Source organism: Candidatus Krumholzibacteriota bacterium, assembly GCA_016931295.1.
Classification (GTDB): Bacteria; Krumholzibacteriota; Krumholzibacteriia; order Krumholzibacteriales; family Krumholzibacteriaceae; genus JAFGEZ01.
Genome location: JAFGEZ010000023.1, coordinates 19,866 through 36,257 on the forward strand (window position 1 = coordinate 19,866; position 16,392 = coordinate 36,257).

Genomic DNA, 16,392 nt, shown 5'->3' on the forward strand with positions numbered 1-16,392 from the left:
CCTCCCAACCTGCGCCTGCTGTCGGTGCGTGCGCGGCAGTCGCCGCCTCTTCCGCGGTTCTGCGCAGATCGCTCGTGATGACACGGACGGCACGCCTCCGCCCGTCCCCGCGTTGCAACCCGTCTGTTATATCATCCCCGCCGGGGCGGCGCAATCCATTTTCACCCCGTTTCCCCGAGCGGCAGGGAGGCGATCTCCTCGTAGACGGCCCCGCCCCGCCCGAGCCTGCTTTGCATCAGCAGCGCCCGGTCGACGGCGTGCGCCGCCGCCGGGGGAAGGCCTGGCATCCGGCCGAGGGCGGCGATCGTCTCCGGCGACGGCTGCCGGCGGACGCGCGCGACGGTGAGGTGCGCGCGGAACGGCCGGCGTTCGCGCTCGAAGCCGAGCGGCTCGACGGCCTCGTCGATCCTGTTGGCCAGTAGGCCGAGCGTTTCCGCCCCCTCCGCCACCTCGTAGACGAGAACCCGGGGCCTGGCGAGGGACGGAAAGGCGTGGAAGGCTCCGTAGCGCACGGAGAAGGGACCGGCGCCCGCGACCGCGCGCGCCGCCGCATCGACGAGGAGATCGACCCGCCCGTCGTCGGTCTCGCCGAGGAACTTCAGCGTGAGATGGAAGTTGTCGGCCGCGATCCATCGCCACGGCCGATCCTCCGCCGGGCAGGCCCGGACGGCGGCCGCCACGAGCCGTCGGACATCGGCCGGCACCGGCACGGCGAAGAAGAGCCGCATCGAAACCTCCCGGTCGTTCCGTCACACATTGAACCGGAACGAGATGATGTCGCCGTCCTGGACGATGTACTGCTTTCCCTCGAGCCGCGCGCGGCCGGCGGCGCGCACCGCCTTCTCGCTCCCCAGTTCGCGCAGGGCCGCGTAGGAGATCGTCTCCGCCCTGATGAATCCGCGGCGGATATCGCTGTGGATGCGCCCGGCCGCCTCGACGGCGGTCGTTCCCCGCGGAATCGGCCAGGCCCGCACCTCGTCGGAACCCACCGTGAGGAAGGAGACGAGCCCGAGGGCCTCGTAGCAGACGCGCACGAACCGCGCCGCGGCGGGCGTCTCGATGCCGAGCGCCGCCATGAAGTCCGCCCGCTCCTCTTCGGGAAGCTCGGCGATCTCCCGCTCGAGGAGCGCCGAGAGGCACACGACGGGCGCCTCCCCCGCCTCCGCTTCGATCGCCTCGTCGTCTCCGGGATCCCCGGTTCCCTCGTCGACGTTGAGGACGACGGCGACCGGCTTCATCGTGAGGAGATGGAGCTGCCGGACGATCGATGCCTCCTCCTCTGTGCGGATCGCCTCGGCTGCGGGCCGCTCCTGCTCGAGCACCTCCTGCAACCGGAGCTGGAGCTCGAGCTCGGCTCCGTCGCGCTCGCGGCGCCAGTGCGGCTTCCCCTGCTTCTCGCCGAGCCGCTCGATCCGGACGGCGACCGTCTCGAGATCGGCGAGCAGGAACTCGGCGCGCAGGTCGCGGAGTTCCCGCGCCGCGCCGGCCCCCTCCCCGAAGGCGCCGATGACGAGGACGAACATGTCGGCCGTCCGGACGTTGTCGAGCAGGCGCCGCGCGAGCGCGCGCCCCGTCTCGTCGGAGAAGTCGAGCCCGGGGATGTCGAGACAGTCGATCGTCGCCAGGGTGACCTTCCGCGGCTCGTAGAGGGAGGTGAGCCAGGTCACGCGCTCGTCGGGAACGGGGACGATCGCGCCGTGCGCCGAGGGATCGCCGGGCGCGGCGGGGGGCAACCCGCTGATCGCCGAGAAGAGGGTGCTCTTCCCCGACTGGGGACAGCCCGCCAGTACGACCCTCATGACTTTTCCCCGCCTTCGTCGAAACCGGCGGCCGCCCCGGCGAGATCGAGACGCAAGAGATCGAGCGCGGCGGCGCACGCCCGCCGCCGGACGAGGTCGCGGTCGCCGGAAAAGCGGAGGCGCCGGCAGCGGGTTCCCGAGGGACCGTCGACCGCGACGAAGACGAGACCGACCGGTTTGCCCAGCCGTGCCCCCGTCGGTCCGGCGATCCCCGTGGTGGCGATCGCCCGGTCGGCGCCGGCGGTGCGGCACGCGCCGGCGGCCATCTCGAGCGCCGTCGGGCGGCTCACCGCGCCGTGGGCGGCGATCGTCTCGGGGCGCACGCCGAGCCGCGCCTGTTTCGCTTCGTCGCCGTACGTCACGAAACCCTCGAGGAAACACGCGCTCGCGCCGGGAACCGAGACGATCGCCGAGGCCACGAGCCCGCCGGTGAGCGATTCGGCGACGGCGAGGGTCTCGCCCCGGCCGACGAGGGCGGCGACGATCGTCTCCTCGAGCCGCGTCTCCCCCTCGGCGTAGAGGAGGTCGCCGAGAAGGCCGCGGATCGATGCCTCGAGTTCGGCGTTTCCCGCTGGCAGGTAGAGATCGACGCCGCGCTCGCCCGAGATGACGCCCAGTTCGCCGGGCAGGCGGCCGAGTGCGGCGGCGAGACGATCCTCGAGCGCCGACTCGGAGATTCCGGCCGTCCTGAGCACGGTCCGCGGGGGGCCGGCGAGCCCTGCCAGCGCCGGTTCGACGCATGAGCGGAACATCGGCCGCATCTCGGCGGGCGGCCCGGGCAGCAAAAAGAGCCGGAACCCCTTTCCCGCCACATCGAGCCCGGGGGCCGCCCCGACCGTGTTGGGTATGAGGAGCGCGCCCGCGGGCACCGTCGCCATCGCCCCGTACCCCGGGGGCATCTTTCGGCCGAACGAGGCGAAGCGCAGGCGGATCGCCTCGAGTGCCTCCGGCAGCGTCTCCGTCCTTCCGCCGAGGGCGGCGACGGCCGCCGCCCGGGTCACGTCGTCCCCGGTGGAGCCGAGTCCGCCGGTGACGATCACCACGCCCCCGCGGCGGATCGCCCCGCGGAGAAAGGCCGTCACGGCGGCGACGTCGTCGGGGAGGACGGTGATTTGCTCGGGCTCGAGGCCGAGCGCGCCGAGTTTGCGGGCGATATGGGCCGTGTTGGTGTCGGCGACCCGCCCCGAAAGGAGCTCGCCGCCGACGGCGATCAGTTCGATCCGTCTCTTCATCCGTTCCTCGCCGGCACGGGGCCGGTCACGGCAGAGAGTTCAGGTACGGGACGAGCAGCGCGAGGACCGCGCGCGCGTAGAGCCCGGCGAGCAGATCGTCGAGGACGACGCCGAGCCCGCCCCCGGCTCCCTCGGCGCGGCGGACGGGAAAGGGCTTCGCGATGTCGAAGAACCGGAAGAAAAGGAACCCGGCGATCCCGACGGCCAGCGACGGCTCGACGAGCAGGAAGGTCGCCTGCATCCCGACGAACTCGTCGACGACGATCCGGGAGGCGTCCTTCCCGTACCAGCTTTCCATCTCGCCGGCGAGAAGGATGGCCACGGGCAGCATGACGCCGAGCGCCACCGGGTGCGACAGCCAGTGCCCGCCGGGCAGAAAGAGCCAGGCGACGACCCACGCGAAGGATGCGACCGTCGCCGGGGCGACGGGAAAGAAGCCCGTGTACAGGCACGAACCGACGAGCGTCACGAAGAAGCGTTTCACGATGTTCCCTTTCGATCCGTCGACCGGGTGACCAGGGGAGAGGATACGTTCGGTGGGCGCCCGGGGCAAGGGATTTCACGCGCGCGCGCGCGCGATGCGTTCGTAGACGTCCTCGAGATCGTCGATACGGTCGGCGAGGAGGAAACATTCGTCGATCCGCCGCCTCGCGGCGTCCGTCATCGCCGCCCGGCCGGCAGGATCGAGGAGAAGGGCGACGGCCGCGGCGGCGAGCGCCGTATCGTCGCCGGGGGGCACGAGGATCCCGGAGACGCCCGTCTCAACGATCTCGAGGGGCCCGCCGGCGGCCGAGGCGACGACCGGCGTCCCGAGGACCATCCCCTCGAGGATGACGCGGCCGAGCGGCTCGGGCTCGATCGAGGCGTGGACGAGGAGGTCGAGCGCGCGTATGACGTCGTGCGCGTCGGTCCGGAAACCGGCGAAGACCGTCCGGTCTTCGAGGCCCGCCTCCCCGATCGCCCGGCGGACCTCGCCGAGATAGGCCTCCTCCCGGGGACGCGCCGGAGAGGTCTCCCCGAGAAAGACGCAGGCGACGTCCGGCACGGCCTCGGCGATCGCGGGCAACGCCTTCGCGAGAACGTGTTGCCCCTTCCACGGCTTGATGTTTCCCACCATCCCGACGAGGGGCCTCTCCGGATCGATCCCGAGCGAGGCCCGCGTCTCGCCGCGGCCGCGCGTCGCGCCACCCCGGACGCGCCGGGGATCGATCCCGTCGTGGATCGTCGCGATGCGTTCTCCGGCGATCCCCTGTTCGCGGAGCTCGCGGGCGAGGAATTCGGCGATCGCCACGACCGCGTCGAGTTGCCGCGCGTGGAATCGCGAGCGCCGCGTGAGGCGCGCGCGCCCCCGCTGGTGGGAGACGCAGGGGACGCCGGCGAGGCGGGAGGCCCATATCCACTCCGGCCCCGTCGTCACGTCGTTGTTGAGATGGACGATCGCGGCGCGCTCGCGGCAAACGAGGCGCGCGCGCCCGAGAAGGCCGGCCAGGCGCCCCGCCGGCGGCCGCCAGACGATCGTGCGGCACTCCTCGTCGAAGCGGGGCCGGACCGGATTGTCCCGGTGGAAGAGAACGACCGGCTCGAACCGGTCGCGGTCGATCGCGCGCACGATGTCGAGGAGGGTGAAATAGGACCCGCCGACGGTGCCGTCGACGTTCTGTTCGACGTACAGTATCCTCCGTTTCGACATGACGATACGCTACACCGCGTCGTTCCGGAGGGCAAGGGATTTCGCTGTCGTCAGGAGAGGTTGCGCAGGACCGCCTTGGCCACCGATTTCAGGGTGTCGAAGACGCCGACGCCACTCACGGCGACCGCCTCGAAGGCGGGATAGCCCCGGGGATTGAGCTCCTGCTGGAGATCGTCGACCGAGATCACGTCGGGCAGATCCCGCTTGTTGTACTGGATCGCGTAGGGCACCTCGTCGAGCTTCACGCTGTATTCGGCGAGATTCTCGTGCAGGTTGTAGAGACTCTCGATGTTCGCGTCGTAGCGGCTGTTCTGAGAATCGGCAACGAAGACGACGCCGTCGACGCCGCGGAGGATCAGCTTCCGGCTCGCGTCGTAGTAGACCTGTCCGGGAACCGTGTAGAGGTGGAACCGCGTCTTGAACCCCTTGACCGTCCCCAGCTCGAGGGGAAGGAAGTCGAAGAAGAGGGTGCGGTCCATCTCGGTGGCGAGCGTGATCAGCTTGCCCTTCGTGTCCGGCGAGACCTTCTCGTAGATGTACTGGATGTTCGTCGTCTTGCCGCACAGCCCGGGGCCGTAGTAGACGATCTTGACGTTGATCTCGCGCGATGAATAGTTGATCAGCGACAATGCCGTCCCCCCCTAGTCCGAAAAGAGACTGTCGATCTCGAGATCCGCCTCGGCGGCGAATTCCTCGTCGAACTCGCTCAGTTCCTCGTTCTCGTACTCGAGCTTGTCGAAGAGCCTGCGAAGAACGGTGTCGAGGTTGTCGACGGCCTTCTTCGCGCGCAACCGCACGAGCCCGAGCGTCGTCTTCTTGTCGAAGAGGATCACGAGGATGATGTTTCCCGCGACGCGGGCGAGATACATGCTCTCGTTGCTTCCCTGGTGGTAGAGCGTCGAGAAGTCCTGCTCGCCGATCAGGTTCGCCAGCTGCGCGTTCGCCTCGAAATCCGCCGCGCAGAGCGAGGCGAAGGAATGGAGGTCGAAATGCGGCTCGTCCCCGACGTTCGAGATCATCTGGCCGGTCTTGTCGAGGAGCAGGATGCTCCGCGCGTTCGAATTCTTGAGCAGTTCCTGGAGGGTCGTATTGATCGCCCAGTAATCCTCTTCGAAGACTTTCCAGTTCGTCCTGACCATCGCTTCCGTCCCTCCCGGGATGGGCTAGATCCGTTCCCGCCCTTCAAGGGCCTTGGTGATCGTGCCCGTGTCAACGAACTCGAGCGAGGAGCCCAGTGGAAGGCCGCGCGCCGGCCGGGTGACCGTCACGCCCGTCCCGTCGAGCATGCGCGATATGTACAGCGATGTCGTGTCTCCCTCGACGTTCGGATTCGTCGCCACGATGACTTCACTGATCCCTTCGTCCCGCACGCGTTTCTCGAGACCCGGGAGGTTCAGATCCTCGGGTCCAACTCCATCAAGGGGTGAAAGAACCCCGTGGAGAACATGGTAGCGGCCCCGGTACTGGCCGGAATTCTCAAGAAAGTAAAGGTCACCGGGCCGTTCAACGACGCAGAGGATGCCCTCGATTCGGCCGGGATCGCGGCAGATCGAGCAGAGCTCTCCGTCCGCGAGGTTTCCGCAACGCGTGCAGAATCCGATCCGTTCCTTGACCTGCAGGAGTGCTTCGGCAAACCGGCGGACCTCCTCGGTGTCCATCTCGAGAATCGCAAACGCAAGTCTGCGAGCCGTTTTCTCGCCGATACCGGGCAAGGCGCGGAACCGGTCGATCAGCGCCCGGAGCGGCGGGAGACCTTCGTACATCTCACTCTCCTTGTCGATAGCAAGAATCTTGCCTTATTCGTCGTTCGGGAAGCGGCGGGGCGGGGAAAGAGGCGGCCGGCGGATCGATCAGGTGAAGAGACCGGGCAAAGGCATCCCGCCGGTGAGCTGGGCCATCTCATCCCGGACCATCTCGTCGACACGGCGCCGCGCCTCGTTCACGGCCGCCGCGACGAGATCCTCGAGCATCTCAACGTCTTCGCGATCAACCACTTCCGGATCGATCGACACCGAGACGATCTCGTGGGCGCCGCTCATGACCACGGTGACCATGCCGCCGCCGGCCGAGGCCTCGATCCGCCGTTCCGCCAGTTGCGCCTGCATCTCGGCCATTCGCGCCTGGACCTGCTGCGCCTGTTTCATGAGCTTGCCGAGGTTCTTCATTCCCCTGCCCTCCTGTCATCGCCGTCATCGGTAACTATTCTGCCATCGAACTCCTCGACGAGACGCCCGAGCATCGGCGATTCCCCGGAGAGATCGAGTCCCGGCTCCGCCGCCGCGCCTGGTCCCCCCGCCGCCGCCGGGCCGCCGGCGGCGGCCTCGCCCGCCTCGACGACGAGGGCCTTGCCGAAGAACCTCTCGAGGTGACTCTCGATGATGCGCTTGTTCTTCTCCTCGCGAATCATCTCCCGCGCGAAACGGTGCTGGGGACCGAACCCGAGACGAAGCCGGTTTCCCTCGACGCCGAGGACCTCGGCCGAGCCGAGCCAGATGCCGAGGGTGAGCTTGGCCTCGCGCACCTGTGCGAGAAACCGTTCCCATTCCTTCGGCCCGCCGAGCGGGCCGTCCGTGCCGGCGAGCGAAGCCGCGCCCGCGCGCGGCGGCGGCGCAGGCGTGTCCGCATCGCTCGGCGTGTCCGCATCGTCTGTTTCGGCCGTCTCCGCCTCGTCCGCGCGACCGGCGGATTCCGCCGCCGCCCGTTCCGCGTCCCGTTCGCCGCGGGACGCGGCCGGCCGCCCGGGGGCGTCCGCCCCGGCCGCGGTCCCCGTCGCGGCCGATCCGTTTCGTCCGGCGGCCCGCGGCGCGGCGCGCCGGGCCGGCTCCTTGCCGGCGGTCGCGCCGCCGCCGGTTTCGCCCCCGCCGACACGGTCGAGGCGGGCGATGAGATCGCCGAGCTCCACGGCCGATTCCCACGAGGCCGCCTCGGCGACGGCCGCCTCGATCAAATACCGCGGCTGAGACGCCCCCTTGAAATCGCGGAATGCACGGCTCGCCGAGCGGAAGAGGAAGAGGAGATCCTCGATGCGGAAAACCCCGCCGATCTCGGCGAGTTCCGCCGCCTCCGCGTCGGTGAGATCGAGCCACTCGACACGCTTCCCGCCCGAGGCGGCGAGGACCATGAGGTTGCGCAGCCCCTCGATCCAGGCGAGGAAGAACTCCTCGAGATCGAGCCCGCCCGCGACGACGCCGTCCACCGTGTCGAGCGCGCCCGCTTGGTCGTGCGCTGCGACTGCGCGGAGCAGGCGGAAGACGAGCGCCGAGTCGACGAGCCCGAGTATCCTCTTGACGAGCGGCAGGTCGATCTCGCCCTCCGACGCGGAGATGCACTGGTCCATGAGGCTCTCCGCGTCGCGGAGGCTTCCCTCTGCGCGGCGCGCGATCATGAGCAGCGCGTCCTCGGCGTAGGCGATCTTCTCGAGCCGGCAGATCTTCTCGAGCTGCCCGCGGATCTCGCCGAGCTCGAGCCGCTTGAAGTTGAACCGCTGGCACCGGGACAGGATCGTCGCCGGCACCTTGTGCGGCTCGGTCGTCGCGAAGACGAGGTAGACGTGCGGCGGGGGCTCCTCGAGGGTCTTCAGCAGGGCGTTGAACGCCTGCTGGGTGAGCATGTGGACCTCGTCGATGATGTAGATCTTGCTCTTCCCCTGCGACGGGGCGTACCCGATCTTCTCGCGCAGGTCGCGGATCTCGTCGATCCCCCGGTTCGACGCGCCGTCGATCTCGATGACGTCGAGGTGCCGCCCCGCGGCCACCGCCTCGCAGGACGGGCAGGCGTTGCAGGGCTCGTTCCCCGCGGGGTTCTCGCAGTTGATCACCTTGGAAAGAAGCCTGGCCGTCGTCGTCTTCCCGCAACCGCGGGGTCCGGCGAAGAGGTAGGCGTGCGCCAGCCGCCCCTTCTCGACGGCCTTCTCGAGCGTGCGGACGACGTGGTCCTGGCCCACGACGTCGGCGAAGGTCTGGGGGCGCCATTTCCTGGCGAGCACGAGGTAGGACATCGGGTCACCGCCGCGGGCAGGGGTCAACGGAGATCGTGCACCCGGGCTCGAGGGACGTCCCCGGCTCTTGCGACGGGGTTGGCTCCGGCCAGGTTGATCCGCGGCACATGGGAATGACTGCTTACCGCTGCTACCTCCCGGTCCTGACGGGATTCACAGGTTCCCATTGCGCGGGACCTGGCCATCGACGCCACTTCCCGCCACCGATCGCTCGGAGAGCGTGCCCCCTCACACGGGAATTCGGCCCCGCTGAAGCGGATTGCGGGTACAGGGCACCGCTGGCTCCCCGCCTAGCACGACCTCCAGAAAAAATGGTGGAGATGATCGGATTCGAACCGACGACCCCCTCGTTGCGAACGAGGTGCTCTCCCAGCTGAGCTACATCCCCACGCGTCTATCCGTATGTACCCGACCGGGGGCGGCCGGGCAACATCTTTTTTCCTGGCGGAGAGAGAGGGATTCGAACCCTCGGAGCAGTTACCTGCTCAACGGTTTTCGAGACCGTCCCGTTCAACCAGCTCCGGCATCTCTCCGTCTATCGTCACGCCGCGGCGCCCGGCCGCGGACGTCGTTCCCAGTATGGCGGAGAGAGAGGGATTCGAACCCTCGGTGGAGTTACCCCCACACACGATTTCCAATCGTGCCGATTCAGCCAGCTCTCGCATCTCTCCGCTCGTCAGACCTTCCTGCGCAGCTCCTCGAAGAAACGCTGCATCAGCGCCGCGCTCTCCGTCTCCCGCACGCCGCCGGTCACCTCGAGCCGGTGGCCGAGCAGACCCGACTCGTGAAACCGGTCGACCGAGCCGCATGCCCCGGAACGGGGCTGCCGCGCGCCGAAGACGATTCTCGGCAGGCGCGACAGGTAGAAGGCGCCGAGGCACATGTGGCATGGCTCGACCGTCACGAAGGCCGTGCAGCCGTCCATCCGCCAGTCGCCGATCAGGCGCGCCGCTCGCTCGAGAGCGATCATCTCGGCGTGCGCCGTTGCGACGCCGCGGCTCTCGACCTCGTTGTGGCCGCGCCCGACGATGACGCCCCCGCGCGCGATGACGGCGCCGACGGGCACCTCGCCCGCCGCGAGGGCGCGCTCCGCCTCGCGGAGCGCCTCGTCCATGAACGCCTCGTCGGTCACTGCCCGAACGCGCCCTTTCGCGGGATCGAGTTCACGAGCACCTCGACGACGAGAATCGCGACGTCCTCGAAGGGCGGCGCGGCGTACATGTCGCGCCCGGTGGCGGTCCGGCCCTCGATACGCCGGTCCCACCCGCCGGAGGAGGCGGTTACCCGCTCCCCCTCGGTCCGGATCGCTTCCTTGTAATTCTCGTCCGTCGCCTCCCAGAGAATCGTCCCGGTGGCGGGATCGACGAGGGAGAGCGTGACGCCGACCTGCGTCGTCGACGCGGTTCCCGATTCCCGGTAGTCCGCCTCGTCCTTGAACCACAGGTAGACGTGCGGCAGCAGGATGAGGTCGACGTTCAGGTCCTTCTCGATCGCGCGGAGCAGATCTGCGTCCACCGTGTGCGTGGACGCCCACTGCGACTCGAACCGCTCCCAGTTCTCCTCCAGCCCGTACCGGTGAAGGGCGATGCGGAGCTTTTCCCCGGCGACGATGACGAGGTCGTCGCGCGAGACGATCAGATCGCGCAGCACCGTATTGACGATCCGTTCCGATTCGCGGTCGGGGTCCTCTCCCTCGGTGATCGAGGAGATCGTCGGCGCCACCAGGATACCCTCGACGTCGTTGATGTCGAAGGACGGGTCGGCGCTTATCTCGGCCGGGTGCTTCGGCTTGCAGCCGGCGAGCAGGACGAGGCCTGCCAGCATCGTAACGACGATCGTCCGCCTCATGGTCCTCTCCCCGCGAAGAAGTTTCTCTTCCACGATCCGCCCGCTTAACATAACGCCGGCCGAAAGCCCCTGTCAATATTGAATCGCCCGCCGGTCTTCCGTTGACGGCGGCTGCCTCCGCGGACCATAATCGACCGGCGTGAACGCCGGACCGGGCGTTCGCCGGAGGAGGCGGCTATGTACGACATCGATCGGGAGACGGCCCTGTTCGCCGCGAGGCGGCGGCTGCTCGGCGGACGCATGGTGGCCGTCGCCTGGGCGGCCTTCTGGCTCTTTTTCTCCATCGCCGGCGCGCTCTTCGGCGCGACCGGCGCGGCGGGAGGCATCGTTTTCCTCGCCGTCGTCTTCCTCCTCGCCGCGACGATCCTCCTTTTGTTCCGGCATCCGGCGGCCGGGGCGATCCTCCTCGTGATCGAGGGATTCGCCTCGCTGCTCGTCGCGCTTCTCCCCGGCCTGCTCGCGCTCGGCGCGCCGACGCGCATCTTCCTCTTCCTGGTTCTCGCCCTGCCCCCACTCGTCGCCGGCTGGCTCGTCGTCGACGCGCGTCGGCGGCTCGCCGCCGCCCCGGACGAATCGCCGTGACGAAACGGGCCCGGCGAGGCCGGGCCCGTGAAACGGTCGATGCGGCGAACAGGTCAGCCCTCGAGACCGGGGATCGCGGCGAGCATCCTCTCGCGGGCGAGAAGCCGCTCCCAGTTGCGTTCCACCTCGTCGGCGATACCGGCCATCTCCCCCTCCTCGAGGTGGCGGAAACGACCCTGCATGCTCAGGTACTCCGCGACCGGCGAGGGTTCGAAGTCCTTCCAGACAGACAGCTTGCTCCCGTTCTCGGTGATCTCGAGGATCGGGTAGACCCGGCTCGTCACGGCGCGACGGGCGACCTCCACCGACAGCTCGGGGGGCAGTTTCCAGCCGGTCGGGCACGGGGCGAGGATCTGGATGTACCGGGTGCCCTTGATCTCCCTCGCCTTGCGGAACTTCTCGAAGATGTCATGCGGCCAGGCGGTCGAGCAGGTGGCGATGTAGGGGATCGCGTGCGCCGCCATGATCTCGATCATGTTCTTCTTGGGGCGCTTCTTGAAATTCGTGACGGGGGTCGTCGTCGTCCAGGCGCCGATCGGCGTCGACGACGAGCGCTGGATCCCCGTGTTCATGTACGCCTCGTTGTCGTAGCAGACGTAGATGATGTCCTCGTTCCGCTCCGCGGCGCCCGAGAGGGACTGGATGCCGATGTCGAAGGTGCCCCCGTCGCCGGCCCAGGCCATGACGGTCGTCTCCGTGTCGCCGCGCATCTCGAGACCGGCCTTGACGCCGGACGCGACGACGCCGGCCGTCTCGAAGGCGGTGTGGTAGATCGGCAGATCGATGCACGAGTGCGGAAAGGACCCGTCGATGACCGACCAGCAGCACGCCGGTATCACGAGGGCCGTCTTCGGGCCGAGAGCCTTGAGCGCGAAACGCATCGCCTGCGTCGCGCCGCATCCCTGGCAGGCCAGGTGCCCCGAACCCATCAGCTCTTCAGTCGGCAGCACGGCAGGTCTCATGTCTTCACTCCAATCCAGTTGATGTCCCGCTCGAGGTCCGTGCCCGCGAGCCCCTTGTCGGCGATCTCGCGGACGACCTTCGGCGTGATGTCGCGTCCGCCCAGCCCGGCGATGAAGCCGTGTACGGGAATGTCGAGACGCCCGTAGAGGGCGCTCTTGATCTCCTGGAAGAAGATGCCGTGGAGGCCGAACGAGATGTTCCGGTCGATGACGATGACCCGTTTCGCTCCGGAAAGCGCCTCGTAGACGGCCTCGAAGGGGAAGGGGCGCACGAGGCGGATCTTGAGCGACCCGATCTTCGTTCCCTCCCCGCGCAGTTCGTCGATGACGGCCCGCGTCGTCGACGCGACGGTTCCCGAGGTGACGATGATCGTCTCCGCGTCGTCGCACATGTAGGGCTCGACGAGCCCGTAGCGGCGGCCGAAGAGATCGCCGAAATCCTCCTGGGACTTCTCGATGACGCCGATCGCCTCCGTGTGCGCCTGGTGGATCATGTAGCGCAGTTCCATGTAGTAGCCCGGATCGGCGAGGTTGCCGAAGGAGTGGGGATCGGCGGTGTCGAGTCTGATCGTCGGCTCGTAGGGGGGCAGGAACTCGCGCACGCGCTCGGCCTCGAGGAGATCGACGATCTCGTAGGTATGCGAGAGGAAGAAGGCGTCGAGAACGAGCATGACGGGCAGCTGCGTCGCCTCGGCCACGCGGAAGGCGATCGGGATCGTGTCCTGCGTCTCCTGGTTGCTCTCGCAGTAGAGCTGGATCCAGCCCACGTCGCGCTGCGAAAGCGAGTCGTTCTGGTCGGTCCAGATGCTCCACGGCGGCCCCACCGCCCGGTTGACGTTGGCCAGCACGATCGGCAGGCGGCCGCCGACGGCCCAGTGCAGCATCTCGTGCATGAGGAGCAGCCCCTGGGAGGAGGTGGCCGTGAAGGCCCGCGAGCCCGCCGCCGAAGCGCCGATGACCGCGGCCATCGCGGAGTGCTCCGATTCGACCTTGATGAACTTCGCGTCTATCTCGCCGTTCGCGCACATCTCCGAGAGGAGCTCGACCACGTGCGTCTGGGGTGTGATCGGGTAGGCGGAGATGACCTTCGCCTCGGATGCACGCACGCCGTAGCTCACGGCGTGGTTCCCCATGATGACCTTCTTCATTTTCCCTCCTCCTGGATCGACAGGGCGTTGCGGGGGCACTCGGTCACGCAGACCAGACAGCCCTTGCAGAAGTCCAGGTTGATCTCGTACTCCTCCTCCTTCCGGAGGATCGCCACGTCGGGACAGTACATCCAGCAATTGTCGCAGAAGTTGCAGACGCCGCAGGAGAAGCACCGCCCGGCCTCGCGCGCGAGCCCCTCCGCGTCGAATCCCTCGTGGATCTCGCCGAACCCGTTCCGCGCCTCATCGACGCCGATCCTCGGCTTCGGCATCCGTTTCAGGTGGGAGAAATATGCGAGGTTCATGTCCTCGATCCCGACGGTGCGCTCGTCGACCGGCTCGACGTCGGGCTCGCCCGCGATCAGGTGCGCGATCCGGCCGGCCGCGCGGCGGCCCGCCGCGATCGCCTCGACGACGCTCGCCGCGCCCGTCGTGACGTCGCCCCCGGCGAAGATTTTCGCGTGGCTCGTCTCGCCCGCGTCCCCCCCCGCCTTGACGAGGCCCCACTCCGTCTCGACCGTCCCCTCGATCCCCGCGAGATCGGCCTCCTCGCCGATCGCGGTGTAGAGCCGGTCGACGGCCATCTCGAACGTCTTCCCCTCCACGGGGACGGGGCGGCGCCGCCCGGAGTCGTCGGGCAGGCCGAGTTCCATCTCCTGGAAGACGACCTTCTCGAGCCCCGCCTTCGAGCCGACGATCCTCGCCGGCGCGGCTAGGAACCGGAAGGAGACCCCCTCGGCCTCCGCCTCGGCGATCTCCTCGGCGATCGCCGGCATCTCGTTGCGCGTCCGACGATAGACGACGGTCACCTCGGCCCCCGCGCGCAGCGAGCACCGGGCGACGTCCATCGCCGTGTTGCCGCCGCCGACCACGACGACCTTCCCGCCCGGATCGACCGGGTCGCCGGCGTTGACGCGCCGGAGAAAGGAGAGGCCGGCCTCGACGCCCGCCGTCTCCTCCCCGTCGAGACCCAGGGATCGGCTCTTCATCAGGCCGACGCCGAGAAAAACCGCCTCGTGGCGGCTCAAAAGCTCCTCCATCGAGAGACCGGCGCCGACGTCGATGCCCGTCTCGACGGTGATCGGTCCGGCGGAGACGATCCCGTCGACGACGCGGTCGAGCAGGTCGTTGGGAAGACGGTAGGAGGGGATCCCCCACCGCAGCACGCCGCCGAGCGAGGCGTCGCGCTCGTAGATCGTCACCGGAACGCCGCGGCGCGCGAGGTAGAAGGCGCAGGAGAGTCCCGCGGGGCCGCCGCCGACCACCGCGACGGAGGTCTCGTGAGCGGCCGCTGCCGGCTCGAGCCATCCGGGATTGTCGAGGCCCATGTCGCCGAGGGCGCGCTCGATTCCCGGGATGTCGATCGCGTCGTCGTAATCCTTCCGCGTGCACCTCTCCATGCAGGGATGGAAGCAGACGCGCCCCGTCACGGCGGGCATCGGGTTGTTCTCGACGAGCGTCTTCCACGCCTCCTCGAACCGCTTCTCGGTGACGAGGTAGATGTACTGCTGGATATTCTCGTTCGTCGGGCATCCGAGCCGGCACGGCGACGTCTTGAAATCGTAGACGGGTCTGACGTTCCGCCACGAGCCGGTCAGATTCCACGTCATGTCGCCGATGGTCATCGCCCGGATCGGCATCTCCCGGTAGCTCTCGAATACGATCTTCTCGGCCATCTGCCCTTCTGCCTCCTCGCTGGCACGTGTGAGGTGTCCGTCGCGCCGGTTGGTCAGGATACGATCTCGACCCCGTTGAACGCCTCTTCCGCCGCTTTCATGTTGTCCTCCTGCTTCACCGGCACGAGGTCCTCGATGGCGAGCTTGACGGCATCGAGACCGACGAGTTTCGTCGCGCCGGCGAACGCGCCGACGATCGCCGTGTTGACGATGGGCGTCGCGCGCGAACCGAGCCGGTACTTGATCGCGATCGACGCCGCGTCGATCAGGGCCACGTGGAATCGATCGATCAGCGTCTTGTCCTGCACGGGCTGGTTCGTGTTGATGACGATCCAGCCCCCCTCCTTGAGCCCGTCGGTGATGTTGACGGTATCTATGAGAATGGCGTCGAGAACGACGAGATGGTCCGGCTCGTAGATCTGGCACCGGTCCCGGATCTCCCCGTCCCCGACACGCGTGAAGGCCATGACCGGCGCGCCGCGGCGCTCGACGCCGAACGCCGGGAACGCCTGCACGTACTTCCCTTCCCGGAAGAACGCGTCCGCGAGGATCTCCGAGGCGATCACCGATCCCTGTCCGCCCCGTCCATGGGTCCTGATCTCGATCATACCCTACCCCTTGATCACAGGTTGTGTGAAGATGATGAAGGCACGGCGACGGGCGTCGGATCCGCACCGGCCTCGCCGGCACAACGCAAAAGAGGCTAAACCCTTACGGCTGTCCGGGTCAAGCCCTTTTTGTTATCTCTGAAAATATAATCTTTAACAGTCAACATCGCAAGTAATTAGCGGCGCGAAGCGGGAATACGCGGGATCCGGGAGGAAAAAGTACGCCCAGGAGGACTCGAACCCCCAACCTTCTGGTCCGTAGCCAGACGCTCTGTCCAGTTGAGCTATGGGCGCAACACCATGTTCTACACTTCGTTATCCCGCCCGGCGACCGGCGCCGCCGTGCGTTCGGTTCGGATACCGTCCTCGAGGACCAGTTCGAAGCCGCCGAAGGCCCCCGCGGCGAGGTTGTAGACGGCCGTCCAGAGAACGACCCCGATCGTCCCGAAGATCGCGTAGGAGACGGCGATGATCGGAACCATCACGAATCCGAGCCGCTGGATGGTCAGCATCTCGCCGCTCGCCGGCTGGCCGCCGAGCATGCCGGCGAGGAATCCCAGGCCGGAGAAGAGAAAGGCGTAGAGAATGCCGACCAGGATCCCGAGAGCCAGGAAGACGACGAGGGCGACCCGCGCCACCGGCAGGACGGGAACCTTCTTGATTTCCACGGTCCGTCTCATCGTTCGCCCTTCGACGATCCCGAATCGTATATAACCGCCCGGGGGCTTCCGGTCAACAGGAAACCGTGCGGCGGCCGTGTATCTCTGGCGGAGAGGGAGGGATTCGAACCCTCGGTAGAGTGTTACCCCTACAACCGCTTAGCAGGCGGATGCCTTCAGCCGCTCGGCCA

Annotated in this window: 18 protein-coding genes, 4 tRNA genes and 1 other RNA gene; 1 reads left to right on the top strand and 22 read right to left on the bottom strand. The window is 68.0% G+C overall.

What is annotated here, in order from left to right:
• Positions 1–161: 161 nt before the first annotated feature.
• The 16 genes from thpR to JW876_06770 form a co-directional block, all read right to left on the bottom strand.
• Positions 162–728, bottom strand: a complete 567-nt coding sequence (gene thpR, locus JW876_06695) for an RNA 2',3'-cyclic phosphodiesterase (protein ID MBN1885195.1) — start codon at positions 726–728, stop codon at positions 162–164.
• Between the two features lie 21 nt (positions 729–749).
• Positions 750–1,799 carry a redox-regulated ATPase YchF gene (gene ychF, locus JW876_06700; protein ID MBN1885196.1) on the bottom strand — a complete coding sequence of 350 codons (1,050 nt, stop codon included), beginning with the start codon at positions 1,797–1,799 and terminating at the stop codon, positions 750–752.
• Positions 1,796–3,031, bottom strand: a complete 1,236-nt coding sequence (locus tag JW876_06705; protein MBN1885197.1) for a nicotinamide-nucleotide amidohydrolase family protein — start codon at positions 3,029–3,031, stop codon at positions 1,796–1,798. The genes ychF and JW876_06705 overlap by 4 nt, the downstream gene beginning before the upstream one ends.
• Positions 3,032–3,056: 25 nt before the next feature.
• Positions 3,057–3,515: a phosphatidylglycerophosphatase A gene (locus JW876_06710; GenBank protein MBN1885198.1), complete on the bottom strand. Its 459-nt coding sequence runs from the start codon at positions 3,513–3,515 to the stop codon at positions 3,057–3,059.
• A 75-nt stretch (positions 3,516–3,590) separates the two neighbouring features.
• Complete coding sequence (locus JW876_06715) at positions 3,591–4,721, bottom strand: glycosyltransferase family 4 protein (protein ID MBN1885199.1); 1,131 nt, start codon at positions 4,719–4,721, stop codon at positions 3,591–3,593.
• Positions 4,722–4,771: 50 nt separating this feature from the next.
• Positions 4,772–5,350, bottom strand: coding sequence for a GTPase domain-containing protein (locus JW876_06720; GenBank protein ID MBN1885200.1), 579 nt, complete (start codon positions 5,348–5,350; stop codon positions 4,772–4,774).
• 12 nt (positions 5,351–5,362) lie between these two features.
• Positions 5,363–5,860, bottom strand: coding sequence for a roadblock/LC7 domain-containing protein (locus tag JW876_06725; protein ID MBN1885201.1), 498 nt, complete (start codon positions 5,858–5,860; stop codon positions 5,363–5,365).
• Between the two features lie 24 nt (positions 5,861–5,884).
• On the bottom strand, positions 5,885–6,484 hold the full coding sequence (gene recR / locus JW876_06730; GenBank protein MBN1885202.1) for a recombination protein RecR: 600 nt from the start codon (positions 6,482–6,484) through the stop codon (positions 5,885–5,887).
• Between the two features lie 87 nt (positions 6,485–6,571).
• Positions 6,572–6,886: a YbaB/EbfC family nucleoid-associated protein gene (locus JW876_06735; GenBank protein MBN1885203.1), complete on the bottom strand. Its 315-nt coding sequence runs from the start codon at positions 6,884–6,886 to the stop codon at positions 6,572–6,574.
• On the bottom strand, positions 6,883–8,718 hold the full coding sequence (gene dnaX / locus JW876_06740) for a DNA polymerase III subunit gamma/tau (GenBank protein MBN1885204.1): 1,836 nt from the start codon (positions 8,716–8,718) through the stop codon (positions 6,883–6,885). Before dnaX ends, JW876_06735 begins: the two co-directional genes overlap by 4 nt.
• Before the next feature lie 33 nt (positions 8,719–8,751).
• An RNA gene (gene ffs / locus JW876_06745) (signal recognition particle sRNA large type) lies at positions 8,752–9,017 on the bottom strand.
• 13 nt (positions 9,018–9,030) lie between these two features.
• Positions 9,031–9,106: transfer RNA gene (locus JW876_06750), tRNA-Ala, on the bottom strand.
• 54 nt (positions 9,107–9,160) lie between these two features.
• A tRNA-Ser gene (locus JW876_06755) sits at positions 9,161–9,251 on the bottom strand.
• A 47-nt stretch (positions 9,252–9,298) separates the two neighbouring features.
• A tRNA-Ser gene (locus JW876_06760) sits at positions 9,299–9,389 on the bottom strand.
• 5 nt (positions 9,390–9,394) lie between these two features.
• A complete protein-coding gene (locus tag JW876_06765) occupies positions 9,395–9,832 on the bottom strand; it encodes a nucleoside deaminase (GenBank protein MBN1885205.1) in 438 nt (145 codons plus the stop codon).
• A 14-nt stretch (positions 9,833–9,846) separates the two neighbouring features.
• Entirely contained in the window at positions 9,847–10,566 is a 720-nt protein-coding gene (locus JW876_06770) for a hypothetical protein (protein ID MBN1885206.1), read from the bottom strand.
• Between the two features lie 177 nt (positions 10,567–10,743).
• Here JW876_06770 and JW876_06775 point away from each other — a divergent pair, with 177 nt between their 5' ends.
• Complete coding sequence (locus JW876_06775) at positions 10,744–11,148, top strand: hypothetical protein (GenBank protein MBN1885207.1); 405 nt, start codon at positions 10,744–10,746, stop codon at positions 11,146–11,148.
• Between the two features lie 53 nt (positions 11,149–11,201).
• Here the strand turns inward: JW876_06775 and JW876_06780 are convergent, their stop codons facing one another.
• From JW876_06780 to JW876_06805, 6 genes are all read right to left on the bottom strand, one after another.
• Positions 11,202–12,110, bottom strand: a complete 909-nt coding sequence (locus JW876_06780) for a pyruvate synthase subunit beta (protein MBN1885208.1) — start codon at positions 12,108–12,110, stop codon at positions 11,202–11,204.
• Positions 12,107–13,258, bottom strand: coding sequence for a pyruvate ferredoxin oxidoreductase (porA, locus tag JW876_06785; GenBank protein MBN1885209.1), 1,152 nt, complete (start codon positions 13,256–13,258; stop codon positions 12,107–12,109). Before porA ends, JW876_06780 begins: the two co-directional genes overlap by 4 nt.
• Complete coding sequence (locus JW876_06790; protein ID MBN1885210.1) at positions 13,255–14,934, bottom strand: FAD-dependent oxidoreductase; 1,680 nt, start codon at positions 14,932–14,934, stop codon at positions 13,255–13,257. The genes porA and JW876_06790 overlap by 4 nt, the downstream gene beginning before the upstream one ends.
• Before the next feature lie 53 nt (positions 14,935–14,987).
• Positions 14,988–15,542, bottom strand: coding sequence for a 2-oxoacid:acceptor oxidoreductase family protein (locus tag JW876_06795; protein MBN1885211.1), 555 nt, complete (start codon positions 15,540–15,542; stop codon positions 14,988–14,990).
• 220 nt (positions 15,543–15,762) lie between these two features.
• A tRNA-Arg gene (locus tag JW876_06800) sits at positions 15,763–15,836 on the bottom strand.
• Between the two features lie 11 nt (positions 15,837–15,847).
• Positions 15,848–16,222, bottom strand: coding sequence for a hypothetical protein (locus JW876_06805; protein ID MBN1885212.1), 375 nt, complete (start codon positions 16,220–16,222; stop codon positions 15,848–15,850).
• Between the last annotated feature and the right edge of the window lie 170 nt (positions 16,223–16,392).